Source organism: Halomonas sp. 7T, from assembly GCF_025643255.1.
GTDB lineage: Bacteria > Pseudomonadota > Gammaproteobacteria > Pseudomonadales > Halomonadaceae > Vreelandella.
Map to the genome: position 1 here is coordinate 615920 of NZ_CP087112.1, position 22764 is coordinate 638683.

The following is a 22764-nucleotide window of genomic DNA, read 5'->3' on the forward strand; positions in this document are numbered from 1 at the left end:
GGAGTGCGCTATGAGTGTAACCCGCAAGCCAATAGCGACCGGTTCAGACTGGAACTTTAGCGTGTTAGAGCGCTTTGATGAGGAGCTTGCCAGGCTCGCTGATGAGTATCGTCTGGATACCTACCCCAATCAAATAGAGGTGATCACCACTGAGCAGATGATGGATGCCTACGCCAGCGTTGGCATGCCGGTAGGCTACCATCACTGGTCGTTTGGTAAGCAGTTTCTTGCCGTTGAGCAGGCTTACAAGCGTGGTCAGATGGGACTCGCTTACGAGCTGGTGATTAATTCTAACCCCTGTATCGCGTATTTAATGGAAGAGAATACCTTGATGATGCAGGTATTGGTTATTGCCCATGCCTGCTATGGGCATAACTCTTTCTTTAAAGGTAATTACCTGTTTCGTGCCTGGACCGATGCGGACTCCATTGTGGATTATCTGGTGTTTGCCCGTAAGTACATTGCGCAGTGCGAGGAGCGCCACGGGGTTCATGCGGTAGAGCAATTGTTAGATGCCTGCCACGCGCTACAAAATTATGGCGTTGATCGTTATAAGCGACCTTCACCTATTTCTGCTGAAGAAGAGGCCAAGCGGCAAGAAGAGCGCGAAACGTATCTGCAAACCCAGGTCAATATGCTGTGGCGCACTATCCCTGAGCCGCCCAATGGTGTCGCTCCGCTGCCGGGTAGTCTGCAAAGCGATGATGACCCGCTGGGATTGCATGAGGGGGGCTGCTACCCGCCTGAGCCGCAGGAGAATCTGCTCTATTTTATCGAGAAAAATGCACCGTTATTAGCGCCTTGGCAGCGTGAAATTGTGCGTATTGTACGTAAATTGGCGCAATACTTTTATCCACAGCGTCAAACGCAGGTGATGAACGAAGGCTGGGCCTGCTTCTGGCACTACACGTTAATGAATCGACTCTATGACGAAGGTAAAGTCAATGAGGGGCTGATGCTGGAGTTTTTACAATCCCATGCAGCGGTTATCAATCAGCCAGGCTTTGATAGCCCTCATTACAGTGGCCTGAATCCCTATGCGCTGGGTTTTGCAATTTTTATGGATATCAAGCGTATCTGCGAGGCCCCCACCGAGGAAGATAAAGAGTGGTTTCCTGAGATCGCAGGCAGCCAGTGGCGAGACACCCTTGAATTTGCTATGCGCAACTTTAAAGATGAATCGTTTATTCAGCAGTTTTTGTCGCCTAAAGTCATGCGGGATCTTAAGCTTTTTTTGATTGTTGACGATGACCAATCAGAAACGATGGAGGTCGCAGCGATTCATAATGACCGGGGATACAAGCGGGTGCGTAACGCACTTTCAAGCCAATATGCGCTTTCGCTACGCGAGCCGAATATTCAGGTGGTAGAGGCCGCGATACGGGGTGATCGTTCGTTAACGTTGCATCACGTTCAGGATAGTCGCCGTCCTTTAGGTCGCAGCGTTTATCCGGTGATACGCCATTTGCAGCAGCTTTGGGGATTTCCAGTACAGCTGGTTTCAATAGAAGAGGGGAGAGTTACCCATCGTTTCCGCTGGCCGGTAGAGGAGGAAAGTAAGAACGCGAGTTAGCGTGTCAAATTTGTTCGCCTATAAAAACCATTACCCCGCAGCAAGCGCGGGGTAATGGTTAACGGCGTCAGCTTAGTAGCTGGGTGTTATGCTTTGGCAGTCCAGGACTGACACCAGCCTTTCGGCTCGACACTGTTTTGTGGGAAAAGCTGGCAACCTTCGTTGCTCTCTGTGTAGAACATGCAGTTATCGCAAACTTCGCCATCCTCGTAAGCTGGGTGATCGCTTGCCTCGCTTGCGACTTCGACGTAGTTAAGTGCCTGCGCCGTTGGCGAAGAAGGGTCTAAGCGGGGCAGCTCCTGTGCAAAAGCAGTTTTCGACAGGATGCCGGCACCAAACGGCAGGGCAGCCAGGCCCAGCACGCTGTTACGCATGAACTTACGACGGCTTTGATTAGCCATGGTGTCTCCTTATCGTCACGGACTGACGTTTGATCATAGTTAGCGGGTGGTGGTTCCACCTCTTTAACGCTCCAACACATAATACGCATACGTAGTATATGGAGGCATCAAAAACATGCTAGCGCATGCTTAAAATTAGTGCGAATAACCTGATAAAAGCGCGACAATTAGTCACGTTTTTTGATCATGCTTTGCCCTGACCAGTTGGCTGGTATACTCAACAGCCTGTTACTGTGCAATTTTTATACTCTTTGTGAGGGTGCTATGCAAAACGCCGTTATTTTAATTAATACTGAAAAAGGCCAAGTGAAAGCCGTTGCTGAACGGTTGGCCGATGTAGAAGGCATTAGTGAAGTGTACTCCACCTGTGGCCGCTACGATTTGGTGGCGATTGCTCGAACCCGCGATTTTGAAAGCTTAGCAGAGCTGGTAACGGAGCGTCTTAACGCAGTTGAAGGTGTCAGTGATACAGAAACGCTTAATGCGATGCAGGTGCATTCACGCCATGATTTAGAGACGATGTTTTCGCTGGGTTGGTAGCGCTCTATATATGGTTAAAACACTCTAATACGCGCTTGCAGGCACGCTGAAAAGATAATTATGCAGGGGAGAGGGGCTGTTGGGAACATCATTTTTGCGCTGGCGCCGGCAGGGACGCCGCCTGGGCATCGCTGTGCTGTTTGTGGTGGTAGGTACCGGCTTATGGGAGTACCAGGAACGCCAGCATAAAGATGCTTACACATGGATGGGCGTGCCTACTTGGGATGGTTTTCACCCCAAAATGTTTCATCGCGTATTGCGTAATGAGGGGTTTTTGGTCGGATGGTCAGATGTGCGGGTAAATCCTCTGTGGGTGAGTTACCAAGTGGCTGCGGTGCCAGAGGATACGCGGATTGGTTCAAGGCCTAACTTTCAAACCGATTGGAGAACGTTGTGGCCAGTTAATACCAACAGCTACGCTGGCAGCGGCTACGATAGAGGTCACTTGGCGCCTAACTATGCCATTGCCGCTGTGCACGGTCGCAGTGCTCAAGTGGATACGTTCTTAATGAGCAATATGACTCCCCAGCGGCCCAACTTAAATCGTCAGCTTTGGCAGCGCCTTGAAGAGTCTGTGATGGATCACTTCGCGCCGCGTTTTGACCGCCTGCAGGTTATTACTGGGCCGGTATTTCCCGAGCGCTTCATGGACAACGTATTTAATCGCGTTGGTTTCGTAGAAGTGCCTGAAGCCTTTTATAAAATTATTGTTGCGCCCCACGATGAGGCGCCGCTTGCACTGGCATTTATTATGCCCCAGAACGTAAGGGGCAATGAGCCGCTTGAGGATTATCTAGTCACAATAGATGATATTGAAGCGCGGACAGGGCTTAACTTTTTTCCAGACTTAACGGTAGAGCTTGAATCCGTGCTGGAAGGAGAGCTACGTACTCAAGGCTGGGCCTTAGAGGAAGTTTCTCGTCGGCCAGGTCGTTTTCAGTAACGCTTGAAAGTTTGAAAAAGCCTAGCGAATCCCGGGTGCGGGTGGGCAGTGGCGCGAGGAAGATGCTTGAGGTGCCACGCCTGCCTTTGTGAGCGATCTGTTAAGCTCTGCTTATGGCAGGCAAGCGCCATAGAATCGTTGGCATAAAAATATGCAGGCGTTAGACGCCAGTCACACAGTAAACAGCTAAAAATATAGCGCTTCTCAACAGAGCGCTCACGCAGTCTGAAGAGACTTAGCTGAGTAAGAAATTTTGGTGAGTAATAGTGTGTAAATTACTACTAATCTGAAGGGTATTACTTGATATGGTGCCCAGGAGAGGACTTGAACCTCCACGTCCATACGGACACTAGCACCTGAAGCTAGCGCGTCTACCAATTCCGCCACCTGGGCATATCATTCACAACATATACCAAGCATGGGCTGCTTATATTCGTATGGTGCCCAGGAGAGGACTTGAACCTCCACGTCCATACGGACACTAGCACCTGAAGCTAGCGCGTCTACCAATTCCGCCACCTGGGCGAATATAAGCTTAATGCCTATGCCACTTGCGTTTGCACCTAACCATATTATGAAAAGGGGATAACATAATATGATTTGGTGCCCAGAAGAGGACTTGAACCTCCACGTCCATACGGACACTAGCACCTGAAGCTAGCGCGTCTACCAATTCCGCCATCTGGGCAAGTGGCGCGTATGATACCGGGGTCGCCGTTAAATGCAAGCCCCGCCAGACGTTTTTTATGCCTCAAAACCCACATTTACGATGCCAGGTGGTTGGGTGATTGAACATGCAGCGCTATACTGCATGCATGACCAAACAAAACATGAATTTATTCAGCTTTCTGGACATTAAACCAGCCGCTGAACGAGCTAGTAAAAAGCTAGCTAAATGTCCCCGCCCGCAGCATTTTTTTGCTGCGCTTATTATCCGCCTCCCGCAGCCGCCACTAAGGATGTTGATCGCATGAAGTATTGGACGTTGAGTGATGATCCGCACGCTGAGCGCGAGGCGCAAAAGTACGATAACCCTGCGCCTAGCCGCGAATACCTGTTAGCTGCTTTGGAAAGCTACGGCAAGCCGATTACCCATGAAAACATGAGTCGGATGCTCGGTATTGAAGACGAAGACCATTTAGAAGCTGTGCGTCGGCGCATGGCGGCTATGGAACGCGATGGCCAAGTATTGCGCGATCGTCGCGGTGCCTATGCGCTCATCGATAAGCTTGATTTAATTAAGGGCAAGGTGCTGGGTCATCGTGATGGCTTTGGCTTTATCCTGCGCGATGATGGTAAAAAGCCTGATCTTGTACTGCCTCCACGGCAGATGCGCCGGGTATTCCACGGTGACCACGTGTTGGTTCGTGTGAGCGGACGTGATCGCCGCGGGCGGGATGAAGCGACGATTGCCGATGTCATTGCACGCAATACTCAAACGATTGTGGGGGTATATCGCAGCAATTCGCCGGAATTTGGTGTGCTAATTCCTGAGAATCCTCGCATCACGCAAGAAGTGATTATTCCCCATACGGCCAGCGCGGGCGCTAAAGATGGCCAAGTGATTTCTGCCAAAATTGTCAAGCAGCCGGAAACCCGCGTTCAACCGGTGGGTGAGGTGATTGAAGTGCTGGGTGAGCGTATGGACCCCGGCATGGAAATTGATATTGCGATTCGCAGCTACGATATTCCCGCTGAGTTTCCGCCTGAAGTGCTAGACCAAACGAGCGGCATTTCCGCTGAAGTGTTAGAAGAGGATAAGCAACACCGGGTAGACTTACGCGATATACCGCTGGTCACCATTGACGATGAGTCTGCCAAAGATTTTGACGACGCGGTCTGCGCTTGGAAAACCAAATCGGGCAGTTGGAAGCTCTTAGTCGCGATTGCGGATGTTTCTCACTATGTGCGCCCCGGCACTGCGCTTGATGATGAGGCCCGCACGCGAGGCAACTCGGTCTATTTCCCCGGCCAGGTAGTGCCGATGCTGCCTGAGTTGCTCTCTAATGGGCTGTGTTCGCTCAACCCTCATGTAGATCGCTTGGTGATGGTTTGTGAGATGAACATCTCCAAGACTGGTGCGATTAGCCGCTACTCCTTCTATGAAGCGGTCATGAAGTCTCACGCTCGCCTTACCTATAACAAGGTAGCGGCAATGCTTGATAATGACAGCGAAGAGGGGGAGACGCTGCGCAATGAACACAAGGCGCTTGTGAAGCCCCTGCAGAATTTGCATGAGCTGTACGGCCTGCTGCGCGCCGCCCGGGAAGAGCGTGGAGCGATTGATTTCGATACCACTGAAACGGCGATTATCTTTAACGATGAGCGCAAGATCGAAAAAATTGTGCCGCGTACCCGCAACGATGCCCATAAGCTCATCGAAGAGTGCATGCTGGCCGCTAACGTGGCTACCGCTCGGTTCTTGGATAAGCACGACTTGCCTGCGCTTTACCGTATTCATGAGCGCCCCACCCCTGAGCGCCTCGACAAGCTGCGCCTTTTCTTAAGCGAGCTGGGGCTTTCAGTGGGGGGAGGGGATATGCCTACGCCCCAAGATTACCAAGCGCTGCGGGAAGTGATTATTGACCGCCCCGATGCAGACATCATCCAAACGGTGATGCTGCGCTCGATGAATCAGGCCGTTTATTCACCACAAAACGAAGGCCACTTCGGTTTGGCGTATCAGGCGTACGCCCACTTTACCTCGCCGATTCGTCGTTATCCGGATCTGCTGGTACACCGGGCTATTCGCTCAGTGATTCGTGGTCCCCGCCAGACCAATACCGTAGTGCGGGTAGAAGGCGCGCCGGTGGAGCCGCCGAGTAAGTGGTGCCCCTACACCTTCGAGCAAATGCTGGAACTGGGTGAGCACTGCTCGATGACCGAGCGCCGGGCAGATGAAGCAACCCGCGATGTTGAGAGCTGGCTCAAGTGTGAGTTTATGTCCGACAAGCTGGGTGAAACCTTTGACGGCACCATTGCCTCAGTAACCCAGTTTGGTCTATTCGTTCGCCTGGATGATTTCTACGTGGAAGGGTTAGTCCACGTGACGTCGCTGCCCTCTGACTACTACCACTACGAGGCAGAAAAGCATCGCCTCAAAGGCGAACGAACGGGCACTACCTATCGTCTGGGTGACGGCTTGACCGTTCAGGTGGCTCGCGTCGATATGGATGACCGTAAAATCGACTTTGGTTTGGCTGATGAGAAGCCCCGCCCCCGCCGCCAGCCGCGTAAGCGTCGTGGTGAAAGCGGTGGCCCAAAAGCGGCAGCAGCGACGGATAAACAGCCCACCCGTCGTGGCCCTCGCCGCACACGCAACAATTCGCGTAAACCTTCACAAAGTAAGGGTTAAGCATGAAATCGTCGTCGTCTCGACGTAATCCACGCACTGCCATTCGCACGCCGGATGGCTTAGACCAAGTGTATGGCATTCATGCCTTGGAAAGCCTTCTTGAGAGGGGCGAAACCCCGCGTGAGTTGTGGCTTCAGCAAGGGGCAGGCAGCCGCTTGAAAGAGGTTGTTGCTAGCGCGCAAGCCGGTGGAGCACGCGTTAAAGAGCAGCCTCGAGATGTGCTTGATCAGCTCACTCAAGGGGCGGCTCACCAGGGCGTTGTGGCGTTTTGTCCTCCGCTGGTTCCCGAAGGAGAAGAGTCGCTGTGGCTAAAGCTGCGTGCATGGCAGGCAGCTGCACCGCCGCTGTTACTAGTGCTGGATGGCGTTACCGATGTGCATAACTTCGGTGCCTGCCTGCGTAGCGCTGATGCGGCAGGGGCACATGGTGTTATTGTGGCCAAAGATAAGGCAGCGCCGCTCAACGCAACGGTAAGAAAAGTCGCCTGTGGGGCGGCAGAGGTTGTGCCGGTGTACCAGGTGACCAATTTGGCGCGCACGTTAGCAAAACTTAAAGATGCCGGCGTATGGATTACCGGGACAGCTGGAGAGGCTGACGCTAGCGTCTTTGAGATTGATATGACCGGGCCAACAGCGCTTGTCATGGGGGCTGAAGGGAAGGGAATGCGCCGCTTGACGCGGGAAGCCTGCGATAATTTAGCCAAGCTGCCTATGGCAGGGCAAGTCTCCAGTTTGAACGTCTCCGTCGCCACTGGAATTTGTTTGTTTGAAGCCGTTCGGCAACGACAGCTTGCAAGTTAACTACCCGCCCACTAAAATGCTTGCGCCCGTTTATCTATAAGCGGGCGCAAGGTATTGGCTAATAACCAGTACAAAACACAGTTCTGCTTGATGTCCTGGCGCCCATTGCTGTTTGCGGTAAGCCACGGGCATTTCAGTTAACTCCTTGCTTCCCTGTCGTCTGCGCGTTTGCGTGAGCACACCGGAAGCTGTCAAACCGCAAGGAGATTCCATGCGTCATTATGAAATCGTGTTTATGGTCCATCCGGATCAGAGCGAGCAAGTGCCGGCTATGGTCGAGCGCTACACCAGCATCGTTACCGAAAACGCTGGTACTGTGCATCGCTTAGAAGATTGGGGCCGTCGTCACTTGGCTTACCCAATCAACAAGATCCACAAAGCCCACTACGTGCTGATGAACGTTGAATGCACCGGTGAGACGCTCGACGAGATCGAGAACATCTTCCGTTTCAACGATGCCATCATCCGCAGCCTAGTTGTTCGCTGCAAAGAAGCCGTCACTGAAGCTTCCCCGATGATGAAACCGGCAGAAGAAAAGCGTCCGCGTCGCGAAGAAAAGCCGCGCGAAGAAGCTGAAGAAACTGCCTGATTCAATCCACCGCACGTTTTAAGGAGCTAGTCCATGGCACGTTTTTTCCGTCGCCGTAAGTTTTGCCGCTTCACCGCTGAAGGCGTCAAGCAGATCGACTACAAAGATCTCGACACGCTGAAGGCTTACATCACCGAAACCGGCAAGATCGTTCCGAGCCGTATTACGGGTACCAAAGCACGCTATCAGCGTCAGTTGGCGACTGCTATTAAGCGTTCGCGTTATCTGGCACTGCTGCCCTACTCCGATAGCCATCAGTAAGCGTTTAACGTGATGCTGGCACTAGCACGATGGCTGATGCGTGGCACGCCCTACGCAGCAGGCGGGGCAGCGCTAGCAACGCTAGTACCTTGGCTGTTCTGGTTAGGAGCAGCCATTGCAGCGCTAATGACGCTACGCAAAGGCTTCGCGCCTGCGCTACCCGTTATTATTGCAGCCGCTTTACCGGCAGGCTTTTGGTGGGCACAAGGTGATGTTATTCCGTTAGCCAGCCTATTATTGGTTACGCTGATGGCTGTTATCTTGCGCGAAAGGATGCGCTGGAGCGAAGCTTTAATTGTGGGGGCCATAGCCGCTGCGGTTATGGTTCAGCTTGGCATCTTTAGTCCACCAGGTGGCACCCAGCTAATGCTGGAGCAGTTACGAGAGGGTTCGGATGAAGTCGATCGTATGCTCACAGAGTTTGCAAACCAAGGGTACGATACTCAAACGCTGGCCACGATAGTGGTGGGTGGGGTGACCGGCCTGGTAGTGCTTCTAGCAGGTATTGCGTGTTTAGCGCTTGCGCGAAGTTGGCAAGCTGGGCTTTATAATCCAGGTGGCTTTCGCGAAGAGTTTCATGCGTTACGCCTAACCCCTAAAGAGCTAGCTATTTTAGTCGTGCTTGGCGTGGTGGGAATGATGCTAGGTGCGCATGCGTTAGCAATGTTGGGCTGGATTCCGCTATTGGTTGCTGGTGTTGCGTTAGTGCACGGGTTTATTGGATTAAAGGGGATGAACGGGCTGTGGCTGGTAGCATTTTACGTGCTACTGATCACGACCTGGCCCACGATTCTCATTGTGCTGCTGTTGGGGCTGATTGATACATTCGCGAACGTTCGCGCACGCCTTGCCCGCAGCAATTGACAAGAGGTTTACGAGATGGAAGTCATTCTGCTCGATAATATTGGTAAGTTGGGCGGCCTAGGTGACAAGGTCACTGTAAAGCCAGGCTATGGCCGCAACTATTTGGTTCCTTACGGCTTAGCCGTACCGGCAACCAAAGAGAACGTAGAAGCGTTTAACGCACAGCGTGCCGAGCTTGAAGCCCAAGCCGCTGAGCGTAAAGCAGAAGCTGAAGCACGCGCTGAGCAGCTTAACGACATCGAACTGTCGTTGGTTTCTAAAGCGGGTGACGAAGGCAAGCTGTTCGGTTCTATTGGTCCTCGTGATCTGGCGGACGCTATTTCTTCTGCTGGCATCGACGTTGCCAAGAGCGAAGTGCGTATGCCGCAAGGCCCGATTCGCCAAACGGGTGAATACGACATCGCTCTTCACCTGCATGCAGATGTTGACGCTGTTGTACGCGTGGTTGTTGTCGCAGAGTAAACACTCTCGCCAATGCTGACGCCTCAAAGGGCGCGGGAATTCCCGCGCCCTTTGTTTTTTATAGCTAATAGTTATTTTTTATAGCTGATCGTTCTTCCAGCTTGTGTTTAGGCGCTGGTCAAAAGCGCGCGTCGATTAAATGCGCTTTTTGAATGTCGCTTAGCGTTAATGTCTCGCTTATGGTGTGGGCGGGGTTGCGTTAACATAAGCGTCGTTGTTGGCTATGTTTTTTGTCAAGGAGCTTGCTATGCAAGACCAGCCTTCTGCTGATCAGGAAACGGCAGCGCTTAAGCTGCCGCCGCATTCGTTAGAGGCGGAGCAGTCGGTGTTAGGCGGGCTAATGTTGGATAATCAAGCTTGGGATAACGTCTCAGAGCGCTTGGTAGCCGACGACTTTTATCGCTATGAGCACCGCCTTGTTTTTAACGTCATGATTCATTTGGCGGAATCGGGCCAACCTTTAGATGTAATAACGCTTTCTGAAGCGTTGGAAGCCAGAGATCAGCTCGACACGGTGGGTGGGCTAGCGTTCCTCGCCGAGCTTGCTCGCAATACCCCCTCAGCCAGCAATATTCGTGCGTATGCGGACATTGTTCGCGAGCGAGCAACGCTACGTAAGCTCATCCGTGCGGCGAATCAAATAGCCGATGGGGCTTTTTCCCCCCAGGGGCGGCCAGCGGATGAGCTGCTAAACGAGGCTGAGCGGCTAGTATTCCAAATTGCTGAAGAGCGCCCAAAGACCGGTGGCCCTATCGGCATGAGCGAGCTGCTCACAAAAGCCGTCGACCGTATTGATGAGCTGTTTAATCTCAAAGGCGAAATGACCGGGCTGTCCAGTGGGTTCCGCGATCTCGATGAGATGACCTCTGGCTTGCAGCCTTCAGACCTGGTGATTATTGCTGGCCGGCCCTCCATGGGCAAAACGACGTTTGCCATGAATCTTGTAGAGCATGCGGTCATTTCCAGCGATAAGCCGGTCATGGTGTTCTCCATGGAGATGCCCGCTGAATCACTGATGCTGCGCATGCTGTCATCGCTAGGCCGGATCGACCAAACGCGTGTTCGCTCAGGGCAGCTGGAAGATGAAGATTGGCCGCGCCTAACCTCCGCTGTGAATTTGCTTAAAGATAAGCAGCTGTTTATTGACGATACCGCCGCGCTCTCACCGAATGAGATGCGCTCACGCCTGCGCCGCGTGGTGCGTGAGCACGGCAATATGGCGCTGATCATGATCGACTATCTGCAGTTGATGCAGATCCCAGGTTTCTCTGAAAACCGCACTGGTGAGATTTCTGAAATTTCCCGTTCGCTGAAAGGCTTGGCAAAAGAGTTTCAGTGCCCGGTTGTGGCGCTTTCGCAGCTTAACCGCTCGTTAGAGCAGCGTCCCAATAAGCGGCCGGTGATGTCGGATTTGAGGGAGTGTGTCACGGGAGACACATTAGTGATGCTAGCCAATGGGGAACGGCTGCCTATTCGGGAGCTGGTAGGGCAAACCCCGAACGTTGTGTCGCTAGGAGAGGATGGAAAGCTGCACTGCTCTGCGACGGATTTAGTGTGGTCAGTGGGTACTAAGCCGGTCTTTGAGGTTTCTCTTGCCAGTGGGCGGCGCATACGCGCGACAGGTAAGCACCGCTTAAAAGCGCTGTGGGATTGGAAAATGGTCGCCGACCTTAAGATAGGTGATCGTATTGCATTAGCCAGGCAGTTATCCGAGCCTGAGTGCCCGATAGTGTGGGAGGAGCATGCACTTATCCTGTTGGCCCATTTGTTAGGTGACGGCAGCTATGTCAAAGGCCAGCCACTACGCTATACCACCGCTAGCGAAGCGAATAGCGATGTCGTGAAGCGCTCTGCCGAGCAGTTTGGTTCGAAAGCGACTCGTCATGCGGGACGCGGGAACTGGCATCAACTCGTTATCGCTGGCAATGGTAATCGCTGGCATGCGCAAGCGGTGGGACGCTGGTTGAAGTCACTAGGTATTTTTGGGCAACGTTCTGCTGAAAAATATATTCCGAGTGATATCTTTAAGCTTTCCAATCAGCAACTTGCTCTGTTTATACGTCACCTGTGGGCCACTGACGGTAGTATTACAACAGATAAAAATGGTCGTACACGGCTCTACTTCTCTACGGTTAGCCGACGTCTTATCGATGATGTCAGCGCACTGCTGCTGCGTTTCGGAATTGTGACCCGAATTCGTCATGTAATATCGGGAGAAGGGGGAGGATGGTATACCGCAGATGTATCTGGAAGTGATCAACAGCAGCGCTTTGCACAGCGAATTGGTGCGTTTGGGCATCAGGAGGCAGCGCTAGAGTCGCTTAAAGTGGCGGTCGTCGAGGCTAATACGAATATCGATACCTTGCCTCAAGAGGTGTTCGATTATGTTAAGCAGGTAATGGTGGCCAAAGGGATAAGCCAGCGGCAAATGGCTGCAATGCGTGGTACTGCTTATGGCGGCTCGTCCCACTTTAGCTTTGCACCTTCGCGCGCCACCCTGAACAGCTACGCGGATGCACTAGGCGATGAGGCTTTATCACAGATAGCCTCCAGCGATCTCTTTTGGGATCAGGTCGTCGATATACGCCCTTGCGGTGAAGAAGAAGTCTTTGATTTAACCGTTCCAGGAGATGCCTGTTGGTTAGCGGATGGCGTTGTTAGCCATAACTCGGGAGCGATTGAGCAGGATGCGGACGTGATCGCCTTCGTTTACCGGGATGAAGTGTATAACCCGGATAACCCCGATAACCAGGGTATCGCCGAGTTGATTATTGGTAAGCAGCGTAACGGGCCGATTGGGACGGTGCATATGGCGTTTATTGGTAAATACACCCGGTTTGAAGATTTAGCGCCCGATAGTTATGGCGAAGCATTTGGTGATTAAGGTGCGTTGTTTTTATGTGCCTGGGTAATTCACTTGTTTGCAGCAGGGTAGGTCGTATAATGCCCACCCCTTTCGAAGCAGATAGACAGGAGTAGAAAATGGCAGGTGGTTTTAGACGTGGTAACCGAAAGCGTCTTCCTAAGCTTGAAGGCCGTGGGGAGCTGCAGTCGCTAGAGCGCGAAGGGCCATTTAAAGAGTGGCTGGGGATGCCGGATCTTTACCGCTACTTCCTGGTGGTCGAAGGCGAGAAATACAGTTATCAGACGGAAGATAGTGAGTTGCCAGTGGCGGTAGGGGACAAGGTCGTCTTCCGGTATAAGGAAACCAAAGGCGGTAACTGGATTGACCGTAACTCGCTGGGTAAGGCGATCGACCCCTCTGAATATCAATAATTGCACGCATAAGTTGACGTTTTGGTCAGGAACTCTTTTGTTATGTTGTCGTCTTAGGCAGTTAGTGCCAAGGTAATATTACTGTCATGGGTTTGCGGGATGCTGTGCCCATGACAATGACAAATAACAGGAGGGAACCATGGAACTGAAAGAACTTAAGCAGTTCGTCGCCAACCACGATAACTTTGAAATCCGTGTTATCACCCACTCTGGCAGCCGCTTCTATCAAGTAGAGCTTGAAGATGTTGAAGGCGAGCGCCACATGCTGACACAGCGGGGAAAACCCATGCTGTTTCGCGCACTAGACGATGTCTATTTGGAGCTAAAGCGAACCGGTATTCATCGTGCTTACCTGGTGCAGCATGTGCCCCAGGATGAAGTCATTGGGCGCGACGCTCATTACAGTGCGCCGCTAACCTCGCGTATGCCGCTGGTGTTTTGATTTTAAAAGCGTGATTTCAAAAACGTCATCACTAAAACTTAATCACGAGAAGATAATTTCGCCTGACGCTTTTCCCACCACTGCCCCAGCCGGATACGGCGCCGGGCAAAAAAACGATAGCCTGCATCCATGATGCTTTGCAGGCCCGGTAAGCAAGAGAGCCTTACCAGCCGCCGGTAACCTAAAACAGCATAAAGGGCCCGGCTGGCATCCATACCGATAAACCATCGTCCCTGACTATCCTGTAAATGCAGTTGCCCCATCATGGCCTCAAAGCTGCGTCCTGTCTCTTCAGCATTAAACTCACTGCTTTGAATATCAACAAGCTTTACGCGCTCTTGATGGCGATGTTTAGCAAGCCAAGCGACTTCAACCCGACAAAAAGGGCAGTGGCCATCATGATAGAGCGTAACTGGAGCGCGTGCCTCTAGTGTAGCGAAGCGGTTCATGAGCGATTCTCCTGTGTTGCGTAACCTTGGGTGTGGGCAGCTTGGCCATAGCCTGTTTGGGTGGGTAACTGAGTGAGAAACTGCTCCGCTTGCTGGCGAATTGCCGCTCGCTTTTCCTCTTTCATCCGTGAAAGCGACCCATAAATAAGCTTCATACGCGGATTACGGTTCAGCTGCTCAGCATTGGTTTCCAAAAAGTGCCAGTACAAACTGTTAAACGGGCAGGCCCTCGGGCCGGTCACCTCTTTGGGGGAGTAGCGGCAGTGTTGGCAATGGTCGGACATTTTGTCGATATATTTACCTGATGCGCAGTAGGGCTTAGACCCCATTAGCCCGCCGTCCGCGTGAAGCACCATGCCTAGTGTATTGGGTAGCTCTACCCATTCGCACGCATCGGCATAAACAGCCAAGTACCAGTCGCAGAGCGCTTCCGGCTTTACGCCACACAGCAGCGCAAAATTACCGGTTACCATTAAACGCTGAATATGGTGGGCATAGCTGTTGTCGATGGTCATTTGAATGGCGCGTTGTAGGCAGCGCATATCGGTATTGGCATCCCAATAAAAAGCAGGAAGATCACGTTTTGCGCCTAAACCGTTTTGCTGCTTGTAAGCGGGCATTTTTGTCCAGTAAAGCCCACGGACATACTCTCGCCAACCCAGTATTTGGCGGATAAACCCTTCTACCGCATTAATGGGCGCTTTGCCTTTATAGTATTGCTGTTCGGCTGCTTCACATACTTCGTGAGGTGTAAGTAACCCAATATTAAGTGCCGCTGATAGCCGAGAGTGATACAAAAAGGGTTCGGCATCGCTAATGGCATCCTGGTAACGGCCAAAATCCGCTAGCCCATGGTCGATAAAGTGGTGTAAATCGACCAGCGCTTGGCGGCGGGTCACAGGTAAGTTAAACGTTTCCAGCGTTCCTATATGGTCATTAAAATAGCGTTTGGCATCGTCGAGCGCTTGCTGGGTTATCTCATCCTGGCGGTGTTGAGGTAGCGCTGGAAAGCTAAGCGTTGCGCTCATCGGTTCACGATTATCGTGGTCAAAATTCCACTTGCCGCCTGTTGGCGCATCACCTTCCATCAACAGGCCAGTGCGTTTGCGCTGCTCACGGTAAAAGTACTCCAAGCGCAGCTGCTTGCGGCCTTCTGCCCAGCGAGCAAACTCCTCTGGCGTAGTGAAGTAGCGATCATCTTCCAGCAGCTTCCATGGTAAGGCAGCGCTCTCTCGCTGCTGCATATCGTTCCAGAGTCGCCACTCGCCGGGGCGGGCGACCCTTATTTCATCGCAGCCATGATACTGGGCAATTCGTTCGGCTTCGCTGACAAGCGACTGAGTATTGTCGGCATCATCAATTCGGCTGTAATGAACGTTAAAGCCTTTCTCGCTCAGAGTGTGGGCAAAGTGACGCATGGAGGCCATAAAGAGGCCAATTTTGTGTATATGATGGGGGACATAGCGCGCTTCATCGGTGACTTCGCAGATGGCGATGACGGCGTTAGAGGGCGCCTCTTTCAGCGTAGTGAGCGACAGCGAGAGCTGATCGCCCAGTACCAGGAGTAACGGCTTGGACATAGGTTTGCCTACAGTTATACAAATAATGTTAATAGTATAACTTTATGTCGCAGCTTTGCTGGAAAGTGTTACTATTTTAGCCATTAAAAGTAGTCTCTTAGGAGTAGATGTATGACCGACAGTGTTGTGAAGGATCAGCCAGGAGAGGGCCGCTTAGCCCATGCGCCAAGCGACCACCCTGCGGTTCCCCGAGCTAAGGTGGGCGTGGTGTTGGCAAATCTTGGCACGCCAGATGCCACCGACTACTGGTCAATGCGTCGCTACTTGAATGAGTTCTTATCTGATAAGCGGGTAGTGGATTATGCCGGTTGGAAATGGCAGCCGCTGCTTCAACTGATTATTTTGACGAAACGCCCCTTTTCTTCCGGCCATGCTTATAAAAGTATTTGGAACACGGATAAAAATGAGAGCCCACTGCTGACGACGACTCGTGCGCAAACGGAAAAAATGACCGAGCGCCTTAAGGCGCTTTACGGCGACGATGTGGAAGTCGACTTTTGCATGCGCTATGGCAACCCTTCCACTGAGAGTGTGCTCAATAAGATGAAGGAAAAAGGCTGTGAGCGCATCGTCTTTTTCCCGCTTTACCCTCAGTACGGTTCGCCCACCACGGCAACGGCGAATGACCAAGCCTTCCGTACCCTGATGAAAATGAAGTGGCAGCCGTATATCCGTACGGTGCCTGCTTATTTTGAGCACCCAGCCTACATTCAAGCGCTAGCGAACTCTGTGCAAGAGGCTTATGACAATCTTGAGAGCCGTCCCACCAAGCTGGTGGCGAGCTACCACGGGGTGCCTGAACGCTACCTGATGGAAGGCGATCCCTACCACTGCCAGTGCCAAAAAACCACACGCCTAATGCGTGAAAAGCTTGGCTTTACGAAAGAGGAAGTGGATACCGCGTTTCAGTCACAGTTTGGCCCTGAAAAGTGGGTTGGGCCACAGACGGTCGATCACGTGGCTGAGTTAGCTAAGCAGGGGCACAAGCACATTGCAATTATGTCGCCCGCTTTTTCCTCTGACTGTGTAGAAACACTAGAAGAAATCAAAGAGGAGATTCACGACAGCTTCATGGAAGCCGGCGGTGAAACCTTTAGCTACATTCCCTGCTTGAACGACAGGGATGACCATATCGATGCGCTGCTAGCGGTCGTCAATAACGAGCTATCGGGTTGGCTATGACAAGCGGGTTATCGGCCTCGCGTTTTCAATAGCTGACGGCGGCGGTTGTTAATGCCGCCAGGACGTTTGGGGCGAGCGGGTTTTGCCACTCGACTTTGCCCCACGTCCTCATCTAATAGTTCAGGCAGTGAGCCGCGGGTGCTGGTGATAAAGCGGAGACGCATGTGTAGCCCTGTTTTTGCCAGCATGTGGCCCGTCACAGGCGCCGTTAAAAACAGAAACAGGGTGATAAGCAGCTCCTGCATGTGCGGTTCATGTTGAGTCGTCGTAAAGTAAATCATTGATGCAATCAACACACAGCCAATGCCTAGGGTGGTGCCTTTGGTGGGACTATGTAGGCGCATAAAGAAATCTTTAAATTGCAACATTCCCAGTGAGCCTGTAAAGGCAAACAGTCCGCCAAAAATTAGCAGCAGTGATACCAGTGCTTCCACTACCAACGCCATCGTAGCCTCCATTACTCGATAATATCGCCGCGCAGTAAATATCGACAGATTGCCATAGTGCTAATAAAGCCAAGTAAGGCGATTAGCATGGCGGCTTCAAAATACGTTTTTGTATTAAACCAGAGCCCAGCGATAACGATCAGGGCAATCGCATTAACGTACATGGTATCTAGCGCTAGCAATCGATCCGGTATATCTGGGCCTATGAGCAAGCGGTAAACATTCATGGCGAGCGCTAGCACAATGAGCGTTAAACTAATCCACAGGGCGATCGCTAGCATTCAAATATCTCCTTTATGGGGCGTTCGTAACGCTCTTGTATATCTTGAATGAGCGCCTGTTCATCCTGCATGTCGAGGACGTGAATCAGCAGTGAGGTATGATCTAGCCGTATATTGGTAGAAACGGTGCCGGGCGTCATGGTGATGGTATTGGCGAGTAGGGTGATAGCCAGACGATCCTGTACCTGTAGCGGGTATTCAATAAAGCCAGGATGGGGAGTCCGTTTAGGACTTAATATCAATAAGCTCACCTGTAGGTTAGCGATAACGATATCGGCCAGTACACGCAAGATGAAACGTATCAGCTTGATAGGATGCTTGACTCTAGGGAAGGGTAACCAAAAGGCGCGGGTTAGCAGCGGTATGCCAATGGCCAGTAACACCCCTAGCAATAGCTGGCCGAAAGATAAGCTGCGCACCATGAGTAGCCAGGTAACAAAGAGAATGAGCGACAGTGCCGGTGCAGGAAAATAGCGGGCTAGCATTAGTGATTCCTCTCTGCGCGCAACGCAAATTCTGAAACATTGGCCTCGGGGAGTACCGTCTGAATCGTCTGCTGGGGTGATGCAAGCTGTTCAGCAGTGGCTTGCGTGTACTGGCTGACAGGTCCCGCCAATAAGACTAAAAGCGGTGCGCTAATCAATAGCCATGTGACGCCCGATAGCTGCAAGGGAGTGATACGTGGTCCGGAGGGTGTGCCCTTATAGCTAGCCCAAAAAAATACCGAGCCAGCGCGTGAAAGAGCCACCATGGCCGCTAAACCAGCTAGCAGCAGTAGAGGCCACAACCATAGCCGCTGTGCACTATCGGCAGCCTGCATTAGGAGTAGTTTACCCAATGCGCCCGCTAAAGGGGGTAAGCCTGCCATGGCGACGGCCCCAATCAAAAACATACCGCCAAGTAAGGTAGGTTGATGGAGCTTACGGGCACGAACCAAGCGGGTACCCGCTTTGCCACGCTGAAGGCCAATCAGCTCTGCCAACAGGAATAGCGCTCCCGCAATAAGCGTGGTGTGCACTAAATAGTAGAGTAAAGCGCCTGTGCCTGAAATATGACCCATGCCCGCGCCGCTCATTAGCGTCCCCACTGAGACAAGTACTAAATATGCCACGAGGGTGCGTAAATCCCGAGCGGCTAAAACACCGATGCCTGCCAGGAGCAGGGTGGTTAAGCCGCCCCACCAAAGCCACGCATCGATATAAACAATGGCCGGACTCTCTGCAAATACCAGTGTTTGCACCCGAAGCAGAGCGTATAACCCCACTTTTGTCATAATCGCAAACAGTGCCGCTACCGGAGCGGGCGCAGAGGCATAGGTGCTCGGTAGCCAAAAATAGAGGGGTAAAATAGCCGCTTTCAAACTAAAGACAACGGTAAGCAGTAGCGCGCCTGCCGTTACGAGGGCTGCATTGGCTTCTTCCATCTGGGCAATGCGACGGCCCATATCTGCCATATTGAGCGTGCCCGTCGCGCCATAAAGCACCCCAAGCGCAATGAGAAACAGCGCCGACCCCACCAAGTTCAGCACTACATAATGTAGCCCTGCACCAATGCGAGCTTTACCTCCACCGTGCATCAGCAACGCATAGGAGGCCAGCAGTAAAATTTCAAAGAATACGAAGAGATTAAATAGGTCCCCAGTTAAAAAGGCGCCGTTTAAGCCCATTAGTTGAAGCTGAAAAATACCGTGAAAGTTACTGCCACGAGCATCGTCTCCCGCGCTGGCAAACATGATGCATCCCAAAGCCAGTGCGGCTGTTAGCGCCACCATCAACGCCGAAAGACGATCTAAAACCAGCACAATGCCAAACGGAGCCTGCCAGTCTCCCAGGTTATAAACGCTGATGACATTGCTATTGGCAGTGACAAGAAGTATGCCGGATAGCAAAACGAGCAGCGCAGTTGAGGCAATGCTAATGCGCCGCTGTAACGCATTGGGAGCCTGACCCATGAGCACTAAGCCCAGCGCTGTCAGCATAGGTAACAGAATAGGAAAGATTAATATGTGCTGGCCCATTAGCGAGTACTTCCTTCTTCACCTTGCTTGCCATCGACATGGTCATTACCGAGTTCGGCGCGTGCTCGTATGGCCAGAATGACCATAAATGCGGTCATGGCAAAGCCAATCACGATCGCGGTTAGAACCAACGCTTGGGGAAGAGGGTCTGCGGGCGTTTCCGATGCACCAATAACGGCGGCTGAGTGGGTTTGCAAGCCGCCTGTTGAAAACAGAAATAGGTTCACCGCATAGGAGAGTAACGTGAGCCCTACAATAATTGAGAAAGTGCGGCCCCTTAGCAGAAGGTAGAGACCGCTAGCGCTTAATACGCCGGTGACGAGCGAAAAAAGTAGCTCCATTATTTGTTGCCCTCTTTTGATGCCGTTTGCTGCGTTGTTTTGAGCGTGGGGCGATGGGCGGTGGTCACGCTGCCCAGATTTACTAAGATCATGAGTGCGGCGCCGACGACGGCAAGGTAAACCCCCAAATCAAATAGCATCGCTGTCGCAAGCTCAGTTTTGCCAATCAGTGGGATATCAAAGTAGCCAAATGAGGACGTGAGGAAGGGGTAGCCGAACAGCCAACTTCCTAAGCCAGTGAGCACCGCAACAACAAGGCCCAGCACTGAAATAACCGGATAAGAGAGCGGTAAGCGGCTGCTGGTCCATTCATAGCCACGTGCAATATATTGCAATAGCAGCGCGATAGCGGTGATTAGCCCGGCAATAAAGCCACCGCCGGGCTGGTTGTGTCCGCGTAAGAAAATATAGACTGAGACCAGCAGGGCCAGCGGTAAAATGATCTGAGCGACGACTTCAAGAATCATTGGGTAGCGATGACGTGACCAGCGAATCCCTTCAAGGTTGCCGGAGGGCTTAAAGAGTCTTAGTCGATTAAGTAGTTTGTAGGTAGCTAACCCAGCCAAGGTCAGTACGGTAATTTCCCCTAGGGTATCGAACCCACGAAAATCTACCAAAATGACGTTAACCACGTTGGTACCGCCGCCGCCAGGCACGCTATTGGCAAGAAAGTAGTCTGAAATGCTCAACGTTTCTCGAGTCAAAAGCGCGTAGTTTAACCCCGCTATCACGAGACCTAATGAGCCTGCCAGTACGATATCGCGTACGATCCGCTGTGACGATACCCAGCGGGGAGGCCGTTGTGGAAGAAAAAACAGGGCGAGTATCAGCAGTATCATGGATACCACTTCAACAGAGAGCTGCGTCATTGCAAGATCGGGTGCTGAAAAGCGGATAAAGGTTAGCGAGACGGTAAGCCCGACCATGGAAAGCATTAACAAAGATACCAGTCGCCAACGGTGAGCAAGCGCGCTGCCGATGGCACCTATCATCATCACTCCGGCGCCGAGCAGTGTCAGTCCATCAACTTGCTGCATGTTAATGCCCCCGGCTAACGACTCTAGCTGGCTCAGGCCGAGCGCTGTCATACCGAGTGCTGTCAGAAGAAGTAGCGCTTGATAGCGCTGTAGAGAGCCGTTTTCTAAACGCAGTGTTAACCAAAGTGCCGATTTAATAAGGCGTGTGACAGCTTTTTCAAAAAGAGCAGGGGCATTGGGCGCCGGTAGTAGGGAGGCTAAGTGACTGATGTTTTTATGCCGCCACAATAAAATGATGCCGCCGAGAATAGCGACCACGCTCATTAATAGCGGCAGATTAATACCGTGCCACAGTGCGAAAACGAAAAGCGGCGCGTTGTCCCCTTGCACGGCCATGCTCGCGGTGCGAACAAGAGGGGCCGCTAGTGTCATGGGGAATAAACCCACCAAAAGGCATAAGCAGGCCAGCGTTAAGCCCGGGAGATACATACCTCTTGGTGGGTCATGGGGGGTGATCACTTCTTCTGATGGGTTAACGTTAGGGGCAAAAAATACGCAATATACCAAACGCAGTGAGTAAGCCACCGATAGGGTAGCGCCGACTAGCACCAGCAGTGGAATCACGCTGCCTAAACCACCAAAGAGTTCGGTGGCTAGGGCTTTGGTCAACAGCATTTCTTTGGATAGAAAGCCATTAAAGGGTGGAAACCCCGCCATAGCAGCGCCTGCCATGAGCGTTAATGTGCCTGTAATGGGCATAAGCGACCATAGACCACCCAGGCGTCTGATATCTCGGGTGCCCGTTTCATGGTCAATAATGCCAGCACTCATAAACAGCGTTGCTTTAAACAGCGCGTGGTTAAGGATATGGAACAGCGCCGCTACAATGGCCAGCGGGGTATCTAAACCAAGTAACAGCACGATCAAACCCAGATGGCTAACCGTTGAAAAGGCTAAAATGCCTTTTAAATCACGTTCTAATAAGGCGAACCAGGCGCCATACACAAGCGTCGCTAAACCCGCCAGTGTTAGACTGACCGCCCAAAGTGATGTGTCACCGAGCGCAGGGTGTAGCCTTGCGAGCAGAAAAATCCCTGCTTTTACCATGGTAGAGGAGTGCAGGTAGGCAGATACCGGCGTAGGCGCTGCCATGGCGTGAGGTAGCCAAATATGAAAGGGGAACTGGGCTGACTTAGTAAACGCGCCCAGCAGTACCAGGGCCATAATGATAGGGTAAGTGGATGCTTGTCGTAACTGATCGCCAGCGGCAAGTACGTCAGGTAGGGCGAAGCTGCCTACTTCGTGGCCGATCAGTAAAATACCGGCCAGCAACGCTAAGCCGCCAGCGCCAGTAACCGTGAGCGCCATACGTGCACCACGTCGCGCATCGCTACTGTGCCCCCAAAAGCCTATCAATAGAAAGGAGGCAATGCTGGTGAGTTCCCAAAAAAGCCATAAGAGCAGCAGGTTATCGGCCATCACAATGCCGAGCATGGCTGTCATAAACAGCATCATGTAAGAGAAGAAGCGTCCGTCATTCTCGCTTCTGGCTAAGTAGTAGCCAGCGTAAATGATAATGAAGCTGCCAATGCCTAAGATGAGCAGGCCAAATAGCAGGGTCAGACCATCCACTCTCAGGGCTAGATCAAGCCCCAGCAGCGGTATCCAGCTCAACTGCTGTGACACTGTGCCGCCGTCTAGTAGTATCGGTAGGTGGCTGAGCATCAAGGCTAAGGCAGCCAACGGGAGAATTGCGGTTGCGGTGGTACAGAGCAATCGCCCGCGAGAAGCAGTTAATAACGGCACTAATGTGCCAGCCAGTGTTAACAGTGGTATCCATAGCAGCGGCATTGCTAGCGTTCCACATTCTGGGCGGCAGCGGGTGCTATCGATAGATAGGCTACGCTGCAGGTAAGGGGTTAGGGGTTCGTGCTAGCGAAAAAGGCGCGTTTATAAGCATGACTGGTAAGCCGCAGGTGCCTGAG

The 22764-nt window shown here is 52.2% G+C and carries 22 protein-coding genes and 3 tRNA genes; 13 read left to right on the forward strand and 12 right to left on the reverse strand.

From position 1 onward, the window contains the following. The first annotated feature begins 10 nt into the window (after positions 1–10). Entirely contained in the window at positions 11–1573 is a 1563-nt protein-coding gene (locus tag LOS15_RS02850) for a SpoVR family protein (protein WP_263067980.1), read from the forward strand. Positions 1574–1659: 86 nt separating this feature from the next. On the opposite strand, the gene LOS15_RS02855 is transcribed toward LOS15_RS02850, so the two are convergent. Further along, positions 1660–1974, reverse strand: coding sequence for a high-potential iron-sulfur protein (locus LOS15_RS02855; protein ID WP_263067981.1), 315 nt, complete (start codon positions 1972–1974; stop codon positions 1660–1662). A 264-nt stretch (positions 1975–2238) separates the two neighbouring features. Here LOS15_RS02855 and LOS15_RS02860 point away from each other — a divergent pair, with 264 nt between their 5' ends. Together LOS15_RS02860 and LOS15_RS02865 are read left to right on the forward strand one after the other, a co-directional pair. Continuing rightward, complete coding sequence (locus tag LOS15_RS02860) at positions 2239–2514, forward strand: Lrp/AsnC family transcriptional regulator (RefSeq protein WP_114486176.1); 276 nt, start codon at positions 2239–2241, stop codon at positions 2512–2514. 94 nt (positions 2515–2608) lie between these two features. After that, complete coding sequence (locus LOS15_RS02865) at positions 2609–3457, forward strand: DNA/RNA non-specific endonuclease (protein ID WP_263067983.1); 849 nt, start codon at positions 2609–2611, stop codon at positions 3455–3457. Between the two features lie 306 nt (positions 3458–3763). Here the strand turns inward: LOS15_RS02865 and LOS15_RS02870 are convergent. The 3 genes from LOS15_RS02870 to LOS15_RS02880 form a co-directional block, all read right to left on the reverse strand. Continuing rightward, positions 3764–3850: transfer RNA gene (locus LOS15_RS02870), tRNA-Leu, on the reverse strand. A gap of 45 nt (positions 3851–3895) precedes the next feature. After that, positions 3896–3982, reverse strand: a tRNA-Leu gene (locus LOS15_RS02875). 76 nt (positions 3983–4058) lie between these two features. Beyond that, positions 4059–4145 (reverse strand) — tRNA-Leu (locus LOS15_RS02880). A gap of 282 nt (positions 4146–4427) precedes the next feature. On the opposite strand from LOS15_RS02880, the gene rnr reads away from it, so the two are divergent. The 9 genes from rnr (at position 4428) to LOS15_RS02925 (ending at position 13506) form a co-directional block, all read left to right on the forward strand. Beyond that, positions 4428–6812 (forward strand): ribonuclease R, encoded by a 2385-nt coding sequence (gene rnr, locus LOS15_RS02885; RefSeq protein WP_263067984.1) that lies wholly within the window; start codon positions 4428–4430, stop codon positions 6810–6812. 2 nt (positions 6813–6814) lie between these two features. Then, entirely contained in the window at positions 6815–7612 is a 798-nt protein-coding gene (gene rlmB / locus LOS15_RS02890; protein ID WP_263067986.1) for a 23S rRNA (guanosine(2251)-2'-O)-methyltransferase RlmB, read from the forward strand. 211 nt (positions 7613–7823) lie between these two features. After that, the gene (rpsF, locus tag LOS15_RS02895; RefSeq protein WP_263067987.1) at positions 7824–8201 is read left to right on the forward strand and encodes a 30S ribosomal protein S6; all 378 of its coding nucleotides are present in this window, start codon (positions 7824–7826) and stop codon (positions 8199–8201) included. A 33-nt stretch (positions 8202–8234) separates the two neighbouring features. Then, positions 8235–8462, forward strand: coding sequence for a 30S ribosomal protein S18 (gene rpsR / locus LOS15_RS02900; protein ID WP_009097135.1), 228 nt, complete (start codon positions 8235–8237; stop codon positions 8460–8462). 12 nt (positions 8463–8474) lie between these two features. Continuing rightward, complete coding sequence (locus tag LOS15_RS02905) at positions 8475–9326, forward strand: hypothetical protein (RefSeq protein WP_263069607.1); 852 nt, start codon at positions 8475–8477, stop codon at positions 9324–9326. 15 nt (positions 9327–9341) lie between these two features. Beyond that, a complete protein-coding gene (rplI, locus tag LOS15_RS02910; RefSeq protein ID WP_263067991.1) occupies positions 9342–9788 on the forward strand; it encodes a 50S ribosomal protein L9 in 447 nt (148 codons plus the stop codon). Between the two features lie 247 nt (positions 9789–10035). Next, on the forward strand, positions 10036–12672 hold the full coding sequence (locus LOS15_RS02915; RefSeq protein WP_263067992.1) for a replicative DNA helicase: 2637 nt from the start codon (positions 10036–10038) through the stop codon (positions 12670–12672). 98 nt (positions 12673–12770) lie between these two features. After that, entirely contained in the window at positions 12771–13064 is a 294-nt protein-coding gene (locus LOS15_RS02920; protein ID WP_263067993.1) for a hypothetical protein, read from the forward strand. A gap of 139 nt (positions 13065–13203) precedes the next feature. Next, the gene (locus LOS15_RS02925) at positions 13204–13506 is read left to right on the forward strand and encodes a DUF6482 family protein (RefSeq protein WP_263067995.1); all 303 of its coding nucleotides are present in this window, start codon (positions 13204–13206) and stop codon (positions 13504–13506) included. 38 nt (positions 13507–13544) lie between these two features. On the opposite strand, the gene LOS15_RS02930 is transcribed toward LOS15_RS02925, so the two are convergent. Beyond that, positions 13545–13955 carry a thiol-disulfide oxidoreductase DCC family protein gene (locus tag LOS15_RS02930; protein WP_263067997.1) on the reverse strand — a complete coding sequence of 137 codons (411 nt, stop codon included), beginning with the start codon at positions 13953–13955 and terminating at the stop codon, positions 13545–13547. Beyond that, positions 13952–15535 carry a cryptochrome/photolyase family protein gene (locus tag LOS15_RS02935; RefSeq protein WP_263067998.1) on the reverse strand — a complete coding sequence of 528 codons (1584 nt, stop codon included), beginning with the start codon at positions 15533–15535 and terminating at the stop codon, positions 13952–13954. Before LOS15_RS02935 ends, LOS15_RS02930 begins: the two co-directional genes overlap by 4 nt. Positions 15536–15646: 111 nt before the next feature. Here LOS15_RS02935 and hemH point away from each other — a divergent pair, with 111 nt between their 5' ends. Then, positions 15647–16717 (forward strand): ferrochelatase, encoded by a 1071-nt coding sequence (hemH, locus tag LOS15_RS02940; protein WP_263067999.1) that lies wholly within the window; start codon positions 15647–15649, stop codon positions 16715–16717. Positions 16718–16725: 8 nt separating this feature from the next. On the opposite strand, the gene LOS15_RS02945 is transcribed toward hemH, so the two are convergent. The 6 genes from LOS15_RS02945 to LOS15_RS02970 are packed head-to-tail and all read right to left on the reverse strand — an operon-like array spanning position 16726 to position 22630. Beyond that, positions 16726–17163, reverse strand: a complete 438-nt coding sequence (locus LOS15_RS02945) for a Na+/H+ antiporter subunit G (RefSeq protein WP_263068001.1) — start codon at positions 17161–17163, stop codon at positions 16726–16728. An 11-nt stretch (positions 17164–17174) separates the two neighbouring features. Continuing rightward, the gene (locus tag LOS15_RS02950; protein ID WP_009097114.1) at positions 17175–17444 is read right to left on the reverse strand and encodes a K+/H+ antiporter subunit F; all 270 of its coding nucleotides are present in this window, start codon (positions 17442–17444) and stop codon (positions 17175–17177) included. Beyond that, the gene (locus LOS15_RS02955; RefSeq protein WP_263068002.1) at positions 17438–17929 is read right to left on the reverse strand and encodes a Na+/H+ antiporter subunit E; all 492 of its coding nucleotides are present in this window, start codon (positions 17927–17929) and stop codon (positions 17438–17440) included. Before LOS15_RS02955 ends, LOS15_RS02950 begins: the two co-directional genes overlap by 7 nt. After that, positions 17929–19461: a monovalent cation/H+ antiporter subunit D gene (locus LOS15_RS02960; RefSeq protein WP_263068003.1), complete on the reverse strand. Its 1533-nt coding sequence runs from the start codon at positions 19459–19461 to the stop codon at positions 17929–17931. Before LOS15_RS02960 ends, LOS15_RS02955 begins: the two co-directional genes overlap by 1 nt. Further along, positions 19461–19802 (reverse strand): Na+/H+ antiporter subunit C, encoded by a 342-nt coding sequence (locus LOS15_RS02965; protein WP_263068004.1) that lies wholly within the window; start codon positions 19800–19802, stop codon positions 19461–19463. Before LOS15_RS02965 ends, LOS15_RS02960 begins: the two co-directional genes overlap by 1 nt. Continuing rightward, positions 19802–22630: a monovalent cation/H+ antiporter subunit A gene (locus LOS15_RS02970; protein ID WP_263068005.1), complete on the reverse strand. Its 2829-nt coding sequence runs from the start codon at positions 22628–22630 to the stop codon at positions 19802–19804. Before LOS15_RS02970 ends, LOS15_RS02965 begins: the two co-directional genes overlap by 1 nt. Between the last annotated feature and the right edge of the window lie 134 nt (positions 22631–22764).

Excerpts from the sequence above, each read along its gene's own strand:
- LOS15_RS02850 (WP_263067980.1), top strand. The coding sequence starts at position 11 with ATGAGTGTAACCCGCAAGCCAATAGCGACCGGTTCAGACTGGAACTTT.
- LOS15_RS02855 (WP_263067981.1), bottom strand. The coding sequence starts at position 1,974 with ATGGCTAATCAAAGCCGTCGTAAGTTCATGCGTAACAGCGTGCTGGGC.
- LOS15_RS02860 (WP_114486176.1), top strand. The coding sequence starts at position 2,239 with ATGCAAAACGCCGTTATTTTAATTAATACTGAAAAAGGCCAAGTGAAA.
- rnr (WP_263067984.1), top strand. The coding sequence starts at position 4,428 with ATGAAGTATTGGACGTTGAGTGATGATCCGCACGCTGAGCGCGAGGCG.
- rlmB (WP_263067986.1), top strand. The coding sequence starts at position 6,815 with ATGAAATCGTCGTCGTCTCGACGTAATCCACGCACTGCCATTCGCACG.
- rpsF (WP_263067987.1), top strand. The coding sequence starts at position 7,824 with ATGCGTCATTATGAAATCGTGTTTATGGTCCATCCGGATCAGAGCGAG.
- rpsR (WP_009097135.1), top strand. The coding sequence starts at position 8,235 with ATGGCACGTTTTTTCCGTCGCCGTAAGTTTTGCCGCTTCACCGCTGAA.
- LOS15_RS02905 (WP_263069607.1), top strand. The coding sequence starts at position 8,475 with ATGCTGGCACTAGCACGATGGCTGATGCGTGGCACGCCCTACGCAGCA.
- rplI (WP_263067991.1), top strand. The coding sequence starts at position 9,342 with ATGGAAGTCATTCTGCTCGATAATATTGGTAAGTTGGGCGGCCTAGGT.
- LOS15_RS02915 (WP_263067992.1), top strand. The coding sequence starts at position 10,036 with ATGCAAGACCAGCCTTCTGCTGATCAGGAAACGGCAGCGCTTAAGCTG.
- LOS15_RS02920 (WP_263067993.1), top strand. The coding sequence starts at position 12,771 with ATGGCAGGTGGTTTTAGACGTGGTAACCGAAAGCGTCTTCCTAAGCTT.
- LOS15_RS02925 (WP_263067995.1), top strand. The coding sequence starts at position 13,204 with ATGGAACTGAAAGAACTTAAGCAGTTCGTCGCCAACCACGATAACTTT.
- LOS15_RS02930 (WP_263067997.1), bottom strand. The coding sequence starts at position 13,955 with ATGAACCGCTTCGCTACACTAGAGGCACGCGCTCCAGTTACGCTCTAT.
- LOS15_RS02935 (WP_263067998.1), bottom strand. The coding sequence starts at position 15,535 with ATGTCCAAGCCGTTACTCCTGGTACTGGGCGATCAGCTCTCGCTGTCG.
- hemH (WP_263067999.1), top strand. The coding sequence starts at position 15,647 with ATGACCGACAGTGTTGTGAAGGATCAGCCAGGAGAGGGCCGCTTAGCC.
- LOS15_RS02945 (WP_263068001.1), bottom strand. The coding sequence starts at position 17,163 with ATGGCGTTGGTAGTGGAAGCACTGGTATCACTGCTGCTAATTTTTGGC.
- LOS15_RS02950 (WP_009097114.1), bottom strand. The coding sequence starts at position 17,444 with ATGCTAGCGATCGCCCTGTGGATTAGTTTAACGCTCATTGTGCTAGCG.
- LOS15_RS02955 (WP_263068002.1), bottom strand. The coding sequence starts at position 17,929 with ATGCTAGCCCGCTATTTTCCTGCACCGGCACTGTCGCTCATTCTCTTT.
- LOS15_RS02960 (WP_263068003.1), bottom strand. The coding sequence starts at position 19,461 with ATGGGCCAGCACATATTAATCTTTCCTATTCTGTTACCTATGCTGACA.
- LOS15_RS02965 (WP_263068004.1), bottom strand. The coding sequence starts at position 19,802 with ATGGAGCTACTTTTTTCGCTCGTCACCGGCGTATTAAGCGCTAGCGGT.
- LOS15_RS02970 (WP_263068005.1), bottom strand. The coding sequence starts at position 22,630 with ATGCCGCTGCTATGGATACCACTGTTAACACTGGCTGGCACATTAGTG.